The sequence below is a fragment of the Cupriavidus sp. P-10 genome (assembly GCF_003402535.2).
In the GTDB taxonomy this organism is placed as follows: Bacteria; Pseudomonadota; Gammaproteobacteria; order Burkholderiales; family Burkholderiaceae; genus Cupriavidus.
This window is the reverse complement of record NZ_AP025172.1, coordinates 421,518-437,516: the sequence shown is the minus strand read 5'-3', so window position 1 is coordinate 437,516 and position 15,999 is coordinate 421,518. Positions and strand designations below refer to the sequence as shown.

The 15,999-nt window shown below is 63.0% G+C and carries 12 protein-coding genes and 1 pseudogene; 5 read left to right on the top strand and 8 right to left on the bottom strand.

The window, feature by feature from the left end:
* Positions 1 to 265 precede the first annotated feature (265 nt).
* Positions 266 to 493, bottom strand: coding sequence for a hypothetical protein (locus tag CTP10_RS31955; protein ID WP_116323608.1), 228 nt, complete (start codon positions 491 to 493; stop codon positions 266 to 268).
* 721 nt (positions 494 to 1,214) lie between these two features.
* Between CTP10_RS31955 and CTP10_RS31950 the strand changes: the two genes are divergently transcribed.
* Together CTP10_RS31950 and CTP10_RS31945 are read left to right on the top strand one after the other, a co-directional pair.
* On the top strand, positions 1,215 to 2,153 hold the full coding sequence (locus CTP10_RS31950) for a helix-turn-helix transcriptional regulator (RefSeq protein WP_116323581.1): 939 nt from the start codon (positions 1,215 to 1,217) through the stop codon (positions 2,151 to 2,153).
* Positions 2,154 to 2,365: 212 nt separating this feature from the next.
* Positions 2,366 to 3,493 carry a helix-turn-helix transcriptional regulator gene (locus CTP10_RS31945; RefSeq protein ID WP_116323580.1) on the top strand — a complete coding sequence of 376 codons (1,128 nt, stop codon included), beginning with the start codon at positions 2,366 to 2,368 and terminating at the stop codon, positions 3,491 to 3,493.
* An 840-nt stretch (positions 3,494 to 4,333) separates the two neighbouring features.
* Here CTP10_RS31945 and CTP10_RS31940 read toward each other — a convergent pair.
* A pseudogene (locus CTP10_RS31940) lies at positions 4,334 to 4,423 on the bottom strand (integrase); the annotation flags it as partial.
* Between the two features lie 237 nt (positions 4,424 to 4,660).
* Here CTP10_RS31940 and CTP10_RS31935 point away from each other — a divergent pair.
* Positions 4,661 to 5,050, top strand: a complete 390-nt coding sequence (locus CTP10_RS31935) for a cupin domain-containing protein (protein ID WP_116323579.1) — start codon at positions 4,661 to 4,663, stop codon at positions 5,048 to 5,050.
* 715 nt (positions 5,051 to 5,765) lie between these two features.
* The gene (locus CTP10_RS31930) at positions 5,766 to 6,257 is read left to right on the top strand and encodes a CAP domain-containing protein (RefSeq protein WP_116323578.1); all 492 of its coding nucleotides are present in this window, start codon (positions 5,766 to 5,768) and stop codon (positions 6,255 to 6,257) included.
* Positions 6,258 to 6,654: 397 nt separating this feature from the next.
* Here the strand turns inward: CTP10_RS31930 and fumC are convergent, their stop codons facing one another.
* The 4 genes from fumC to CTP10_RS31910 all read right to left on the bottom strand — a co-directional run bounded on the left by fumC (position 6,655) and on the right by CTP10_RS31910 (position 11,729).
* Positions 6,655 to 8,055 (bottom strand): class II fumarate hydratase, encoded by a 1,401-nt coding sequence (fumC, locus tag CTP10_RS31925; protein ID WP_116323577.1) that lies wholly within the window; start codon positions 8,053 to 8,055, stop codon positions 6,655 to 6,657.
* A 106-nt stretch (positions 8,056 to 8,161) separates the two neighbouring features.
* On the bottom strand, positions 8,162 to 9,406 hold the full coding sequence (locus CTP10_RS31920) for a complex I 51 kDa subunit family protein (RefSeq protein WP_116324055.1): 1,245 nt from the start codon (positions 9,404 to 9,406) through the stop codon (positions 8,162 to 8,164).
* A 19-nt stretch (positions 9,407 to 9,425) separates the two neighbouring features.
* On the bottom strand, positions 9,426 to 11,075 hold the full coding sequence (locus tag CTP10_RS31915; RefSeq protein WP_116324056.1) for an FAD-binding protein: 1,650 nt from the start codon (positions 11,073 to 11,075) through the stop codon (positions 9,426 to 9,428).
* Positions 11,076 to 11,090: 15 nt separating this feature from the next.
* Positions 11,091 to 11,729, bottom strand: a complete 639-nt coding sequence (locus CTP10_RS31910; RefSeq protein WP_271816147.1) for a 4Fe-4S dicluster domain-containing protein — start codon at positions 11,727 to 11,729, stop codon at positions 11,091 to 11,093.
* A 109-nt stretch (positions 11,730 to 11,838) separates the two neighbouring features.
* Here CTP10_RS31910 and CTP10_RS31905 point away from each other — a divergent pair, with 109 nt between their 5' ends.
* Positions 11,839 to 13,281, top strand: a complete 1,443-nt coding sequence (locus tag CTP10_RS31905) for an anion permease (RefSeq protein ID WP_116323932.1) — start codon at positions 11,839 to 11,841, stop codon at positions 13,279 to 13,281.
* Positions 13,282 to 13,508: 227 nt separating this feature from the next.
* On the opposite strand, the gene CTP10_RS31900 is transcribed toward CTP10_RS31905, so the two are convergent.
* Complete coding sequence (locus tag CTP10_RS31900) at positions 13,509 to 13,703, bottom strand: hypothetical protein (protein WP_233528489.1); 195 nt, start codon at positions 13,701 to 13,703, stop codon at positions 13,509 to 13,511.
* An 822-nt stretch (positions 13,704 to 14,525) separates the two neighbouring features.
* A complete protein-coding gene (locus CTP10_RS31895; protein ID WP_116323934.1) occupies positions 14,526 to 15,866 on the bottom strand; it encodes a TolC family outer membrane protein in 1,341 nt (446 codons plus the stop codon).
* Positions 15,867 to 15,999: the final 133 nt, after the last annotated feature.

Here is a 15,999-nt window from a genome sequence, read left to right as displayed (position 1 = left end):
CCTCCCGGCTGGCTACGTTCTAGACGGCAAGGTATGCGCGCTAGACGATGTCGGCCGAGCGACTTCGAGCGCCTACACGCTCGCGCGCGTCGCAAGCGTTGGTATAAGGGTGCAGACTTGGTGGTCTATTGCGTGTTCGACCTGCTCGTTGCCAAGGGGAAGGATGTACGTCCAGCCGCTTGAGCGTCGCAAGGCAGTACTCCGCAAGCCTATCTCGGGAAACCAAGTGGTAGCGCCCTCTTTGCCAGCGGGTGCCCGAATTCGCTCATGACTCGCGATAGGCGATTGCATGCACGATTAGCGCCCGATGCGTGATGAGCTCCTTGAGACTGTCGCGCATGGTAGCCAGTAGCCGCTCGGCGGAATCACATTCGATACGGTCCCTTTTCAATTGCGCAATCCGCAATTCCTGCGCAACGATGCGCTTCTCAACTCGCTCTATGGCGAGATGCGTTTCGTCTAGGTCTCTTAGATCCTCTAGTCCGGGTTGCATGACGACCTCCATGCTGGTGCTTATGCTTTTGTGATAGCTCAGAGGCGAAGGCGCAGGTATCAGGCGGGGTCCTACAACGGGAGCCTGCAGCGTCACCCCTGCCCGCCGACTTCAGGGGCGGCGCTTGTTCTCTTCACGCGAGGTGCCTTCCGGCGGCTATTGCAGCTTCCAGCGATGAAATCGCTGGGTGTCTAGAAATCACTCTCCAAAATTCGAGCGCATCCTAGTTCGGGCCGGAAAACGCGAATGATTCACGCACTCATTTCGCCCCCTCGTCAAAGAAGTGCCGCGGTGTGAGCGGGCGAATCACAGATGTCGATTAGTAGCGGCATGTACCCTTTCAACGCGGCAGGTGGGCCAACAGAAGGATCGCCACCAGTTGCCGGCGTGCATGCCGTACGTCGCGCAAATTTCCTTGCCCCGCGCCGGAGATCCTAATGGCTCGTCTGCTGATGCTGCTCTGTTGGGAGCGGATTGCCTGCCTACGCGATGGAAGGCACTGTCGCGCGCGACATGCACAAGCTGTCCAATCCGCGTGCCTTTGCGTTGATACCTGAGGTGTTGATCCCCGATGCGTGCGGACCAAGTATGTATACTTCAACGCGCCCATATCGTTTATGGCTACCTCAGAGTTGGTAGGTGGCGGCGCACCGGAATGCCGAGCACTGGATAGCTGACCATCCGAACGCTGCGATAAGGCGACTTTAATCGAGCCAACCACATGGGCCAAGCACCTTCACCCACCCAGTTGCTGGCCACCACCGGCAACGGCACCGTGCCAGCTATCCCCACCACACCCCGCTATGGCAGCGGTTCCTCTCACTGGGACGGCTTTGTACTGGAGCGCCATGTGCTCGCCGCCGGCGCCCTGGACACCACGGTCATGCCTGTGCACTGCTTGGCCATCCCGGTCACCCGCCATCCTGTGCCGATTCGTTGGCAAATCAACGGACGGGGAATGGACGGGACGATGGCGCCAAAACGGGTCTACTTCCGCGCCGCTGGCGACGCGCTGTCGAGCAGTTGGTCAGCGCCGCTAGATGCCGTCTATTTTTCCGTGCGACCCGATGCCGTTGTCCACGCTCATGAACAGACGCACGAACGCAGCGCACCTGATCTGCAGTCCGACTTCGCCGGCGGGGCCGACAGCGGCCTTGTGCAATTGGTGCTGACGCTCGACGCACACGTTAGGGGTGGTAGCGTGGGCGGTAGCCTTTACGAGCAATCCTTGCTGCTGGCTATTAGTTTGCGCGTGGGCCTCCTCTATGGCGCCGGCGTGTCGAACACCACAGCGCTGGCCGTCACGCCTCAGCGTGGCCTTCTGTCCCGACACACGCTCGCGCGGCTGGACGATTTCATTCTCGCTCACCTCGCCCAGCCGCTCACTATCGACACAATCGCCGCGGCGATCCATGTCAGCCCTTTCCACCTGTGCCGCATGTTCCGCAAAACACGCCAGGTCAGCCTTTGGCAATATGTATTGATCTGCCGGATCGAGTATGCACGCAAGCTGATACGGCGCCACCCCCATATGCCACTGGCCGATGTGGCGGCCGCCTGCGGCTTCGATTCCTACACTCAGTTCTTCGCAGCCTTCCGCAAATTTAGCCGAATTTCACCAAGCGAGTTTCGCCGCAGTGTCGGAAGGCAGTCAAGCTAAGCCAGGCCTGCCCGCCATGAGGCCGGCTTAGGCGCGGGCAATTTCCGCGCCCCAAATTTTGCGCAAGAAACCGCAAGTGGGAACGGGCCGGATCCCCTATCGTCTACGCATTCCCCCGATTGGGGGGCTAGGCCAGACAGAGCACGTGGGCCGTCACGCTGTACGGGGCAGCGCTCTGCAGGTGCACCGCTGACGGCATTGTGGGGAAGCCGATGAACGAAGAAGTGGTATCTCAAACCATACGAGGTCTGTACGAGGGCATCCTCGACGAGACCGCCTGGCAGTCTGGCCTGGTACGGTTGCGCGACGCCAGCGACAGCATGAACGCCTCGCTAGTCGAGTTCACACCCATTAACCAGCGGTTCCGGGTCAACGAGATATATGACCAAAACCAGGAACTGGTCGACGCCTACAATGGCCATTACCAAGCCGAGGATCCGGCGCGCACATACATGCGCCACATGGACCAGGGTGACTGGTATATCGATTCACGTGAACTGGGTCAAGCGAACATGATGCGGCTACCCTTTTACCGGGAATTCATGTACGGTTTCAGGCTGAGTTCCGTCATGGCTTGCCTGGTCGAGCGCAAGCGGAGCCAGGAAATCTATTTTTTCCTCCAGAAGCCCCTCGGGCACCCGCCCTACCAGGCCGACGACGCGCACCGAATAGGCTGGGCGATCCCGCACCTGCGCCAGGCACTTCGTCTGCGGCAGCGCGCGCACGAGGCCCGCGCGCTTGTCGAATTGTCCGAACAAGTACTCGAGCGACTTTCCTTTGGCCTGATCGCGGTCGCCGCTGATGGCAAGGTGCTACTCCACAACGCCTGTGGCGAACGTTGGGTCAGGCGGTTGTTGGCAGGCCATGGCGTCTCCTCGGGACTCGTGAGCCACGACGGTTGGTGGATGAAGCGGTCGCTCCAGGAGATGTTGGCCTCGGCTTGCGACCCGTGCGAGACCGTCCCGGCCCAGGCTACGCATGCCTGCGACAACAGCGGGAACAGCGCAGACGTCATCGTGCTACCTCTGCCACCGGCCCACCATCTGGCCGAGCCATGGCAGCGTCCCGCCGCGCTGGTGGTCATACACGAGGCCGGCGCTGCGGCGCCTCTCTTGTCGGATATGCTGTGCGATTTATATGGCCTGTCGCCAGCCGAAACTCGGCTGGCGACCCTACTCACCGCGGGAATAGGATTGCCTGAAGCCAGTGCGCGACTCGCCATCGGGCACGAGACGGCTCGCACGCAGCTCAAGATGATCTTTAACAAGACCGAGACTGGTTCCCAAGCAAGGCTCGCTCATCTGCTGACGCAACTGGGGGCTTGCGTTGGCCCTGGCTGACGATCGGCAGGATCCCAACGGACGTGCTGAAGATCATCGCGTCAACGTCCCAAGCGAGCCCCTCGGCCCTAGGGCGATAGACCCTATACCGCTTGCGGGCACGACTGACGAAGATGCACCACGGCAGTCCTGCACCCGCCCGTTTCGTTCAGAGCATCGCCCTCCCCGTTCGAGGGCTCTTTCGTTTCTGGCACGCCCGGAGGCAGAAGGAAATGCCCCCCGCGGAGCTTCTGTGGATGTTGTTAATCTGAAGTTCGATATTTTCGGAAGGTCCGAGTCAAGAGTGTGCGTAAATGCCCGTTGGTCCAGGGTGGCGATGACTCGAATGGCGCAAAAAGAGTCCGCGAAGAGACGACCGGGTTGAGGCGGCGCAGCCGTAAACGGAACAGCGGGCCCCTCGTTGTCGAAGCTGACCGCCTCGAGAGAAGTCGGGATTGGCTTGGCAATCCAGCGCCCGCGGTTTTTCAGGCTAACGGGGGAGAGCCCAGGCTCTCTTCCAGGCGGTCGATCCGGGCGACACGGTCGAATGCTCGACACCGAGCTAGGATCTGCACTTGGCGAAGACGCTAGCGGATTCGGCTGGCATCGACTTGGGGTTGCTGGATCAGGTCTCCCAGTATCTCGACACCAACGACAGTCAGGCAATGCAGCGATGGATGTGCCTCGGTCGCCCAGTTGCTTGAACCCGCCCCTTCCGAGGGGTTTATACCGAGCCTGCCGGCTCCCGTGAGCACGCGCTGCGGACACGAGCCTGCAGCCGAGGCCTGGCGATCTATGACTGGTCTGCTTTGATAGCTGTCATTGCCTTCGTGTCAGCTCGAATGGCAGGACAGGGTCGCAGATGTCCTGCACGCGCAGTCGGGTTAGGTCGCACGCTCGGAGCTTGCTGTCAATGGCAAGGTTGAACATCGCCAGTTCGCGAACATTCGTCGTAAGCGATCCGACGTACCAAAGCAGCGTTGATCCGAATGGCATTTTGCGCACTACGAGCAGCAGAAGCGGGGATTGCAATCCGGCCGCATGGTGAATGATTCTAGAAGATGAGCAGTGGGCATTGTAGCGCCGCGTCGACCTTCCGGCCGGACAACGGCCTGCTAGCATGAACGTGGGCTAGGACCAGATGGGACAGTCATCTCTGAAAATCAGAAATAATTTCGAGGAGAATTCATGCACTATAAGAATTTGGTCATTTTGAGCGCTGTGGCGCTGATGACAGGTAGCGCGCTGGCGCAGAAGTCGGGCCTGACCCGCACCGTGGTCGGCCGGGCCGATGTATCCGTACCGGGTCGCGAAGCCGTGGTCGCGCGCGTGGAGGTGGCGCCAGGCGCCTATGCGGGGCGACATACGCATCCCGGAGACGAGATCAGCTACGTCATGGACGGCGAGGTGCAACTCCTAGTCGACGGCCAGTCGCCGCGCACGATCAAGGCCGGTGAGTCGTTCGTGGTGCCGGCCGGCGTGGTGCATGACGCCCACAACAGCGGTAGCACGGCGACTCGGCTGGTGGGCGTGTACGTGGTCGAAAAAGGGAAGCCGCTGGCATCGCCGGCGCCGTGAGTGATGTGTCGATCGGTGCGGGTTGCCACATCAAACAGGGGCACCAAGACCTTCGAGGCCAAAAGCAACGATGGCAGAGCCGGTAGGGCCGTACGCTGGCGCATCGGGCTTGCCGGCGGCGGCCGCTCGACATTGCCGGCGTCTACCAGAACGAACGCATGGCGCCGCCTCCCGCCCGGAACCCGGCCAGCGCAAGAGCTGACAGGGGCCTCCACAGGTTCAACTCAAGGCTGCGCACGTAGTCAGTGTAGCCATCGTCAAGCCCGACACCATTCGCCGCCGCCCACTTTACGCCGGCCCTCGCAAATCGCTTTCAGTCCGCTCATCCGTTGTTCCGGCTTCGCCTTGCATTGTACAAACAGTGTCCTTGCCAGCCGACGCCAAGGACATCGGCCATGCGGATGAGGTCGGATTCATTCACGTACGAGGGACTGTCAAAAATGTCCAATTCGATCAGAGATCTGCAAGGAGGTACTGGATTGAAACTCGGGGCAGGAGATTTTGCGTTTCAATATTGTTACGTTTTGAATTCCGCACAGTGCAGATAGAAAGGAAAATGAATTCTGCATCATGCGATGCCATCCTATTGTGATTGGATCTCGCACCAGCATGAAGTCACTCCACGAGTTTGATGAGAGCGAAGGCTCGAATCTCAATGCAATATCCTTTTATTTCTGTTTTTTTCTGAGTTGCGCAACAAAGAGGGACACAGAAAATGCGTCATACCTTACTTGCCTCAATAACTGTGGTCGCGGGCCTTCTAGCCTTTCTGGTGTCATGTGCGACAGGGACGAGCAGCGTTCCTGGGAAAAACCTGCTTGATCTGATCAACGAAAAGCGGACCGCTGCGGGATGCCCTGCCGTGCTTGGCTCAAGTGAGTTGCGGAGTGCTGCAGATCGACATGCGGTGGATATGCGCGACAATAAAGCCCACCTACAGCCCAACACGGACGGGCACACGGGTTCGGATGGAAGCAGACCGGGGCAGCGAATCGCCAGTGCCGGCTTCGCGCCCCTCTCGCGCTATGGTGAGATCCTCTATTTTAGCGAGTCAACTTCCAGCGAGGCAGCGACGGTCAACTGGTGGATGAACAGCCCAGCGCACAAAGCAATTATGCTCGACTGTCAGTTCACTCACGCCGGTGTAGGGCTTCTTTACCCCGGTGGCACCAAGTGGTACGCCGTGGTGGATTTCGGTAAGCATTGAGCTGAACCGACGACACAAGGCCATACGTCGGGCAACTGCGCGCGGTGCAGAAGAAGGTAGCCTGGTTCGTCGTGGAGAAACAAGATGCGGAGTACCGCCTTGATCAAACCTGAGCTGCTCCGTCATTGATCACTAGTCGAACCTGGCTCGCCGAGCAGACCACGCATCTGTTAATCATGGCGGTACGGGGGCGAATCAGGATTGGCGTATCCGGTGTGCGCCTGGGTTGTCCTGTTGCTCGCCGATTTGCCACACTCACGACGTGCTCCCCAATCGATTCAACGCGTTCGATATCCAGTGGCTCCTGCATGCCACCGAAAAAGCGCGCAATAGCAGGAAGCACGCCACACGGGAAAGCCTGCCGCGCGTTCGCGTGGCAGGTCTTCTCGAGCGTTGTTCATCGGAGCGGGTTGCCGACCATGTCGGCTGGGCGCACCCATTCGTCGAACTGTTGTTCGGTCACATAGCCGAGCGTGAGTGCGGCCGCTTTCAGCGTCGTGCCTTCCTTGTGCGCCTTCTTAGCGATCTGTGCGGCTTTGTCGTAACCGATGTGAGGATTCAGGGCCGTCACCAACATGAGCGACTCGTTGAGCAGAATGTCGATGCGTGCGCGGTTTGGCTCAATGCCGACCGCGCAGTGATCGTTGAAGCTCTGCGCACCATCCGTGAGCAGGCGGATAGATTGCAGCACGTTGTGCGCGATCATCGGCCGAAACACATTCAACTCGAAATTGCCGCTCGCGCCTCCGAAGTTCACCGCGACGTCATTGCCGAATACCTGGCAGCACAGCATCGTCACCGCCTCGGACTGCGTAGGGTTCACCTTTCCGGGCATGATCGAACTGCCCGGCTCGTTTTCCGGAATCGACAGCTCCCCTAGGCCGCAGCGCGGGCCACTCGCGAGCCAGCGGATGTCGTTAGCGATCTTCATCATGCTGGCGGCGACTGTCTTTAATGCGCCGTGCACGAACACGAGTGCGTCGGCGGCGGCCATTACCTCAAACTTGTTCTGTGCGGACACGAATGGAAGGCCCGTTAGCTTACCGATCACTGCGGCGACCTTGTCCGCGAACTGCGGATGAGCGTTTAGCCCGGTTCCGACCGCGGTGCCCCCCTGCGCGAGCTGATAGAGATGCGGCAGCGCCGATTCGACATGCGCGATCCCCTGGTCGAGCTGAGCGACGTAGCCGGAAAACTCCTGGCCGAGGGTGAGTGGCGTCGCGTCTTGAAGATGCGTGCGGCCAATCTTCACGATGTCTGCGAACGCCTTTGACTTCTGGTCGAGCGTCACACGCAGCGTTTTTAGTGCAGGCAGCAGGCGCAGGACGATCCCGTACGCGGCGGCGACGTGCATAGCGGTCGGAAACACGTCGTTAGACGACTGGCCACGATTCACATCGTCGTTCGGATGGATCTTGCGCGCTTCGCCGCGCTCCCCGCCAAGGAGCTCGCTCGCGCGGTTCGCAATCACCTCGTTCAGGTTCATGTTGGTCTGCGTGCCGGAGCCGGTCTGCCAGACCGCAAGCGGAAACTCGTCCGGGTGTTTCTCAGCGATAATCTCGTCGGCCGCCTCGATAATCGCACGTGCCTTCTGCTCGTCGAGCACGCCAAGTTCGTGGTTGACTTCGGCCGCCGCACGCTTGATCCACGCGATAGCAACGATCAGCTCGGGCGACTGCTTTTCAGTCGAAATGCTGAAGTTCTGCAGCGAGCGCTGGGTCTGCGCGCCCCAAAAATGCGCGGCGGGCACGGCGATTTCGCCGAATGTGTCGCGCTCCATCCTTACGGTATCAGTCATCGTTAATCTCCGCTGTATAGCCTCATCCGGCAATTTCTCCTGGCTGCGGTGAAGATTTTCTGCACTCCGGAACTCGCAGGAGACAGGCCGGGTCGGCTTCTGGGCCTTACGCCATCAAAAGCGCCTCGTATTCTTCCCGGAACTGATCCAGGGAGCTGTTCACCACCGTCACGGCGCCATCGATCAGGCCGCAGCGCCCGCTGCCGGGAAGGATGCGGCACAGGTTTTCCAACGCTTCCACGTCCGCGCGCACGCCGCGGCCGGTATCGATCCGATTGAGCAGCCGCATCAGCTGGAAGGTCCCGCCCTTGCATGGCGGGCACTGGCCGCACGAACCCTGGGCGAAGAAGCTCACATACTCGGCCACCTTGCGGACGATGCTGGTTCCTTCCGACACCACGATCATCGCGCCGGTCCCCAACCGCGAGCGCCGCTGCCGCACTGAATCGAAGTCCAGTGCCACGTCGAGGTCGCGCTTGGTCAGCAGGGTATTGGAAGGACCGCCCGTAAAGACCGCCTTGAATTCCTTGCCCTGGAGCATGCCGCCGCCATGCCCGAACACCAGCGTCTCCAGGCTCGTGCCCATCGGCAGCTCATACAGCCCGGGCCGCAACACGTCGCCCGACAGCGAATACAGCTTCGTGCCCGCCGCATTGCCGGTGCCGAGGCTGCGATACCACTGCGCTCCGTGGCGCAGGATGCCGGGCACGTGGGCCAGCGTCTCGGTGTTGTTGACGACCGTCGGCGCGCCATGCACCCCGTGCTGGGCGGGAAAAGGCGGCTTGCGGCGCGGAAACGGGAACCCGCCCTCCACGCTCGCGATGACCGCGGTCTCCTCGCCACCGATGTACAAGCCCGAGCTCGGCACCACGCTGAGCGATACCGGCCCGCCGACCAGTTGCGCCAGCTCGGCGAACTGCGCGTGCCCCTGCCACTGCTGCACCGCCTGGCGCGTCCTGTCCAGCGCCAGTGGCTGGTGCGGATTGACGTACAGGACGACGTGGTTGGCACGGGTGGCGGCCGCGGCGATCAGCGCGCCCTCTATCACCTGGTGCGGCGTATGTTCCAGCAGGAACCGGTCCTTGAAGGTTCCCGGCTCGTCTTCATTGCCATTGCAGATGATGTATTTGTCGCCATCGGCGGCAGCGGCCACCGGCGTCCACTTGCGATGCGTCGCGAAGCCGGCGCCGCCCATCCCGCGCAGGTCCGCCTGTTCGATTTCTGCAATGATCGTGGCCGGATCGCGCAGCGCCCTGGCCAGCCCCTCTCCGCCGCCCCGCGCAAGCCAGCCATCCAGGTCCGCACCGACGCGGATATCCTCGTTGAGGAGTACCTGATTCAGGTGTTCCATCGCGCGCTCCGTGGGTCGATCACCGCGTGCCGCCGACCGTGCGGCCGCGTACGCCGGAGCGCAATCCGGCATCGTCGCGCAGATCGAAATGGGCGTAACCGGGGAACAGCTGCGGTGCCTTGACATGCAGTGGCAGCCCGGCCAGCGTCAGTTCCCGCTGCCACGCATGCACGTGGCCGATCCCGGCGCGCACGGCCATCCCAGCGCGCCCCGCTTGCGCCGCGCTGGCACCGGCACGACGGCCCATGCTCAGGATGTCGAGCAGCGCGTTGCCCATCAGCCGGTTGCGCCCGTGGATGCCGCCCGTAACCTCGCCCACGCAGTAAAGTCCCGGCACGCTCGTCGCGCCATCCTTGTCGATGGCAACGCCACCATTCTGGTAGTGCAGGGTCGGATAGACCAGGAAAGGCTCCTGCGCCGCGTCCTGCCCGCACTTGTGCGCCAGATGGCGCAGCGTGACCAGCCGCTTGGCGAGGATGCCGGGATTCTCCATTTCGAGCGTCGGCGTGTCGAGGAATACCCCGACCTGTCCGCCCCGCTCGATGCCGCGGCCCTGCGCGCACTCGCGCAGGATGGCCGAGGCCACGATGTCCCGGGGCTTGAGCTCATCGACAAAGCGCTCGCCCTCGCCGTTGAGCAGCCGCGCGCCCGCCGAGCGCGCCGCTTCCGAGATCAGGCCGCCCGCCAGGTGCGGCGGGTAGGCGATGCCGGTGGGGTGGTACTGGAACGAATCGAGCTCGCGCAGGCGCGCCCCGAGGCGATAGGCAAGCACCAGGCCGTCCGCGGTGGCGCCGTAGTGATTGGAGGTGGGGAAGCTGTTCAGGTGCAGGCGCCCCGCCCCGCCGGTGGCGAGAATCACGGCACGCGCGCGCACCAGCATGAAGGTTCGCCATTCGAGGTTGTAGATCACGGCGCCGGCGCAGCGGCCCCGTTCGTCGGACAGCAGCTCGACCGCGGGACAGCGGTTCCACACCGCAACCCCCGGTTCCAGGTCCACGGCCTCGCGCAGCACGCGCATCATCTCCAGCCCGGTGTAATCCCGATAGGACAGGATGCGCGCGGCCGACGCCCCGCCTGGCTTCTTGCGCAGCAGGTTGCCGCCAAAGGGCCGGTCCTCTTCCTGGTCAAACATCATGCCCAGCCGGATCAGCCAGCGGATGACATCGGGCCCGTCCATCACCATCTGCGCGACCAGTTCCGGCTCGCCGCGGAAATGACCGGCGCGCAATGTGTCCTCGAAGTGCAGCTGGGGACTGTCATCCTCGCCGATGGCCGCCTGGATGCCGCCCTCGGCCATCACGGTATTGCTGTCGCCAAGGCGCAGCTTGGTGGCCAGGATCACCTGTGCGCCCTGCCCGGCCGCCGTGAGCGCTGCCGCGCAGCCGCCTCCGCCGCCGCCGATGATCAGCACATCGGTGGAGACGAGTTGGGCGCCGGCAATGTCGACATCGTCAATCAGCGCATTAGCCTGCAGACAGCGCGCAAGATCCGGCTGGCAGGGCTCGCCGCGGTTCACGCCAACGGCCAGCGCAACGCGCGCATTGGGACCGTGGTCTGGGTGATAGCCCTTGAGCAGCGCTTCGACGCTGTCGTCGTCGCTGCGCATCGCTGTCGCGACGCCGGGCCGGTACCGCCGGCGCGCTTCATCGTATGGGATGCCGGTTGGCATGTTTGTCTGCCCCCGTCAGCGCGGCGGCTGCGCGCCTGGTGCGTCAAAGTCGATCGTCATCGCGCCGCTTTCGATCTGTTGCAGGCGCAGCATGAGATTGGCGGGCCGCAGCGTCTGGGCCGCGATCATGCGCCGCACGAACAGGCCGAGATGGTTGGGGCGGATATGCTCGGGGCAGGCCAGCGTGCAGAGGTTGCACATGACACATTCGTCGAAGACCTGGCTGGCGGCGCTGAGCTTGCCCTCCACGGCGAACTGCACGCCCTGCTGGACCGCCAGCTCCTTCGGACAGGCGCGGTCGCAACCGCTGCAGTGGCGGCAATGGGCGGCCTCGGGGAACACCGTGGAAATCGTCCGCAAGGCTTCCCAGCTCTCGCCGACCTCCTCCATGCGATAGACGTGCCGCTCCGACGCCGTGAAGTAGTCCAGGAACGCGACCTGCATGCCGTCCTCGACCAGCGTCTCGCAGGCCAGCGCCGTGCGTACATCCTGCTCGCCGCTGCGCCGCACCATGACCCGGCACGAGCCGCAGACGCCCTGGCCCATGCAGCCCACGCCTTCAACCAGCGTCTCCCCTGCGTGCAGGAAGGCCTGCAGGATGGAACAGTTTGCCGGTGCCTCGATTTGCCGCCCCTCGATGCTCAAACGTGCCATTTCACATCCTGTCGTGTCGGCGGCGCCAGCCGCACATTTAACTGGCGCACTGTCCGAAAAGGTCATATAAACCATAGCACAGCGAAGGTCTTTGCCTAGGGGAAGCCCCATGAAAACCCTGCTGACGGCGCTTGCGCCCGTCGTGGCCGCGGTCGTGGTCGCGTTGATTCCCGCGCCCGAGGGGCTGGCACTGCACACATGGCTGTACTTCGCGATCTTCGTCGGCGTCATCGTCGGGCTGATGCTCGAGCCCATCCCCGGTGCCGCCATCGGCCTGATCGCGGTGACGCTGGTGACCGTGTTGTGTGAATGGGTGTTTTACAGCCCGGAGCAGTTGGCCAAGCCCGGCTTCAACCCGGCGAACGCGGCCCTCGCGTGGGCGCTTTCCGGATTTGGCAACAGCACGGTGTGGCTGATCTTCGGCGCCTTCATGTTCGCGCTGGGATACGAAAAGACCGGCCTGGGCAGGCGCATCGCCTTGCTGCTGGTGCGGGCGATGGGCCGCAAGACGCTGACGCTGGGCTATGCGGTGATGATGGCCGATGCGTTGCTGGCGCCGTTCACCCCATCCAATACCGCGCGCAGTGGCGGCACGATCTTTCCCGTCATCCGCAACCTGCCGCCGCTCTATGACTCGAAGCCGAACGACCCGTCGGCGCGGCGAATCGGTTCGTACATCATGTGGACTGCGATCGCCACCACTTGCGTGACCAGTTCGATGTTCCTCACCGCGCTGGCGCCCAACCTGCTCGCCGCCGAGCTGATCCGCAAGACGGTCCAGGTCGACCTGAGCTGGATGCAATGGTTCATGGCCTTCGCGCCTGTAGGGGTCCTTCTGTTGCTGGCCGTGCCGCTCCTCGCATACCTGCTGTATCCGCCGGAAGTGAAGGAAGGCACCGAAGTGCCGGCCTGGGCGGCGCAGGAACTCCAGAAGATGGGCCCGCCCAGCCAGCGCGAGCTGTTGCTCGGGCTGCTGGTGCTGATCGCGTTGGCGCTCTGGATCTTCGGAGACAAGCACGTCAATGCGACCACCGCGGCGTTGATGGTCATTGGCCTGATGCTGGTGACCCGTGTCGTGACCTGGGACGACATGCTCGCCAACAAGCAGGCCTGGAATACCCTCGCCTGGTTTGCAACGCTGATCGCGCTGGCGGACGGCCTGAGCCGGACCGGCTTCGTCAAGTGGTTCTCCGACACCATGGCCAGCCACATGAGCGGCTTTCCGCCACTGGCAGCGGCAGTGATCCTGGTTCTGGTCTTCTACTTCACGCATTACATGTTCGCCAGCGTCACCGCCCATACAACGGCGATGCTCCCGGTCATGCTCAGCGTGGGCTCGACCATCCCGGGCCTGCCGATGCAATCCTTTGCGCTGATGCTGGCCCTGACGCTGGGCCTCATGGGCATCCTGACACCCTACGGCACCGGTCCGAGCCCGGTCTATTTCGGCAGCGGCTACCTCCCTGCCGGCGATTACTGGAAGCTTGGCGCAATCTTTGGCGTCATCTTCATTGCCGTATTCCTGATGATCGGCGTGCCGCTATTGTTTTGAAACGGATCGCCCGATCCACGCTGCGCCACACTTCCCTCCACCGCGAGGGCCACAAGCGCCGATCCGCCTGCATGTCGGAACGCTTCGCTAAGTCGGGGATTCATCATTGGCTTCAGCGGGCGCCTTCCCATGCGATCAGCGCGCTGGCAAATCATGACGCTCAGGGACTGGAACCTGACAACAATACCGAAATTTTCCCGCGGGGCGGTCGTCGCGCTAAGCCGCGGCTAGGTATCTTGTCGTGTCAGGGCACGGATGCCAGGGTATATCTCGGAGTGCCATCGGGTGCCAGAGAAAAGATCATAGTTGCCGCACCGGCGCGCCGTCATATATCGCTTGTCCCGTGCCGCAATGCCGTGGCACAGACCGTGCGCCGGGTGGGCCTGCCCGCAGCCGGAAATGGCGTCTTGATCGCCTTCCATGGTCAGTAGCCTAGTGGCGCGGGTGTCTTGCGGACGTACGGGCCGCCTGCGACACCGCTGGCCAAGTTGACCCCTGCTCCGAAGTTGTAGCGCTGGTTTCTCCTGGCTGTGAATTAATGAGTGGGTTTTCAATCGAGCATGTTGCCGTGCTCGACTGAACAGACGCATGGAGCGTGCCGGTTGTGAAACATAGCCAGAAGACTGCCGAGGTGGCCGCGCAAACGCCGGGTTTCCGGGCGGGATGGTCTGTATGACCTCGGCGTGGCGGAACGCAACGCGACGTGGAGTGTTGGAAGGCATCCGGCAGTGCGACGAACCTGTTTAGTGCCACCCAACACCTACACGTGGCGCGACGGATGCAGGGCCCGCACTGTGACGCCGCTGACGAGGCGGAGGCGCTGCCTCTTCTCTAGGGCCGCATGGGCGAGTTCCGCAGTATTCGTGCGCCATCGGTCTCGAAACTGACCCGGTGATGCGCCGGCTCCTGAAACTGAGCTTACGCATTCGGCTCCACCACCGCGGCCGCGTTCACCGGGGGGCAGGTAACCTTCGTCGCCACAGAAGGATCTAGCGGCAAGGCATCTGGTGCGAGACTCAAGGCCGGGATCCTCAATTCCGGTAGTGAGGCGCAGGCTTCATTCGCGCGGCCACAAGCACTCTGCGAGCGAGGGGCGACGCCCACTCGAGCCTGGGTGGCTGTACGAAATCAAGTACCTGGTCCGGCGTGCGGTCGCCCGACTGGGTGAAAGTCAAGCAACCTAAAGCGGTATCACCGCAAGACTCGGGCGCCTTTATGAGCATTTGCTGAGCCCGGCGCATGGGTTATCGCGGGCCCGAGCGCATTCCCGCCTGTATCAGCGCCTCGCTGGGCGGCGCCACCTGAAGTGTCGCGAGCAACAGCCCCATGCCGGCCAGGATGCGGTACTGGCTCGCCAGTTCGGTGTACTGGCCGGTCACATAGGCCGTGCGTGCGCTGAAGTACTCGTTCTCGGCATTGAGCAGATCGAGCAAGCTGCGTTGCCCAATGCGGAACTGCTTGCGATAGCCGACGCGCGTGGCGTCGCTGGCCTGCACGTATTGCTGCAAACTCACCAGCCGGTCCTGCGCGGTCCGGTAGGCGTTATAAGCCAGCGACACACCTTCCTGCACCAGCCGGCGTAGCCGCTCCAGGTTCTGCTCGGCTTCCTGAATCTGGTAGCCGGCCTCGTTGATGCGGGCCTTGTCCGCGTTGCCGCGAAACAAGTTGTAGCGCACGCGCAGCATCACGCTGCGCTCGTCAGTGGTGCCCAGCACGCGATCGCGATCGCGGGCCGCAGTGGCCTCCAGGTCCAGTCGTGGCCACAACGCGGAGCGGGCCAGCGAGCGGGCAGCCTGGGCTTCAGCGATATCGGCCTGTCCGGCGCCCAGTGCGGGATGGCTGGCATTGGCCACTCGCTGCGCTTCGGGCTCTGTGGCGGGCAGCACGGCAGCTAGCGATTCCGGCCGGGTCAAGCGCTGTGGCGGCGCGCCGACCACACGCAGGAAGGCCGCGACGGCGTCCTGCAGTGCGCCCTGTTCGGCGCGCAGGTTGGCTTGCGCCAGCGCCAACCGGCTCTCGGCCTGGTATAGATCGGCGCGGCGCAGAACGCCATTGTCGGCGCCGAGCCGGATTTGGTCCTGGATGTGCTGGTGGACTTCGAGGTTAGCCTCGGCTATCGCCACGGTCTCCTGACGACGAAGTACCTCCACATAGACGCCAACCGTGCGCAGCGCAATATCTTCGGCGGTGGCACCGACGCGGTACGCAGCGCCATCGATCCGGGCGCCCTGGCGTTCCACGTCGCTGCTGACTCCAAAGCCGTCGAACAGCATCTGCGTGATCGTGACGTCGGCGGCATGGCGGGCATACGATGAGTCCGACAGGCCGGTGACCCGGGTGCTGTGGCTGTCCAAGCGCACGCGGCCGGTGGCGGCGTTGACATCGACCCGTGGCAGGTAACCGGCGCGCGCCTGCTTCAACCCCTCATCAGCGGCCAGCCGGCGGCTGCCCGACGCTAGCACTTCGGGATTGGTGTGCACGGCCTGTTCGACTGCCTGCGGCAGTGGCTGCGCTGCCGCGTGATGCGGCACCGCAATGGCTGCCCATAGCAGTACGGGTGCCAGCCGGCACCATCTCGTCGTCATGCTTCCCCCAGATCGGGTACACCGCGCTCGCGCAAACGGCGCTGCGCAACGCGGTGCCCTACCCGTTTATTATGGTTGTTTCAATGCGCCGGCAGTGTGCTGCCGTCCTGCATTTCCGCTTGTCGTTCTTCCT

Excerpts from the sequence above, each read along its gene's own strand:
- CTP10_RS31915 (WP_116324056.1), bottom strand. The coding sequence starts at position 11,075 with ATGCCAACCGGCATCCCATACGATGAAGCGCGCCGGCGGTACCGGCCC.
- CTP10_RS31930 (WP_116323578.1), top strand. The coding sequence starts at position 5,766 with ATGCGTCATACCTTACTTGCCTCAATAACTGTGGTCGCGGGCCTTCTA.
- CTP10_RS31910 (WP_271816147.1), bottom strand. The coding sequence starts at position 11,729 with ATGGCACGTTTGAGCATCGAGGGGCGGCAAATCGAGGCACCGGCAAAC.
- CTP10_RS31920 (WP_116324055.1), bottom strand. The coding sequence starts at position 9,406 with ATGGAACACCTGAATCAGGTACTCCTCAACGAGGATATCCGCGTCGGT.
- CTP10_RS31935 (WP_116323579.1), top strand. The coding sequence starts at position 4,661 with ATGCACTATAAGAATTTGGTCATTTTGAGCGCTGTGGCGCTGATGACA.
- CTP10_RS31905 (WP_116323932.1), top strand. The coding sequence starts at position 11,839 with ATGAAAACCCTGCTGACGGCGCTTGCGCCCGTCGTGGCCGCGGTCGTG.
- CTP10_RS31900 (WP_233528489.1), bottom strand. The coding sequence starts at position 13,703 with ATGGAAGGCGATCAAGACGCCATTTCCGGCTGCGGGCAGGCCCACCCG.
- CTP10_RS31895 (WP_116323934.1), bottom strand. The coding sequence starts at position 15,866 with ATGACGACGAGATGGTGCCGGCTGGCACCCGTACTGCTATGGGCAGCC.
- CTP10_RS31950 (WP_116323581.1), top strand. The coding sequence starts at position 1,215 with ATGGGCCAAGCACCTTCACCCACCCAGTTGCTGGCCACCACCGGCAAC.
- fumC (WP_116323577.1), bottom strand. The coding sequence starts at position 8,055 with ATGACTGATACCGTAAGGATGGAGCGCGACACATTCGGCGAAATCGCC.
- CTP10_RS31945 (WP_116323580.1), top strand. The coding sequence starts at position 2,366 with ATGAACGAAGAAGTGGTATCTCAAACCATACGAGGTCTGTACGAGGGC.
- CTP10_RS31955 (WP_116323608.1), bottom strand. The coding sequence starts at position 493 with ATGCAACCCGGACTAGAGGATCTAAGAGACCTAGACGAAACGCATCTC.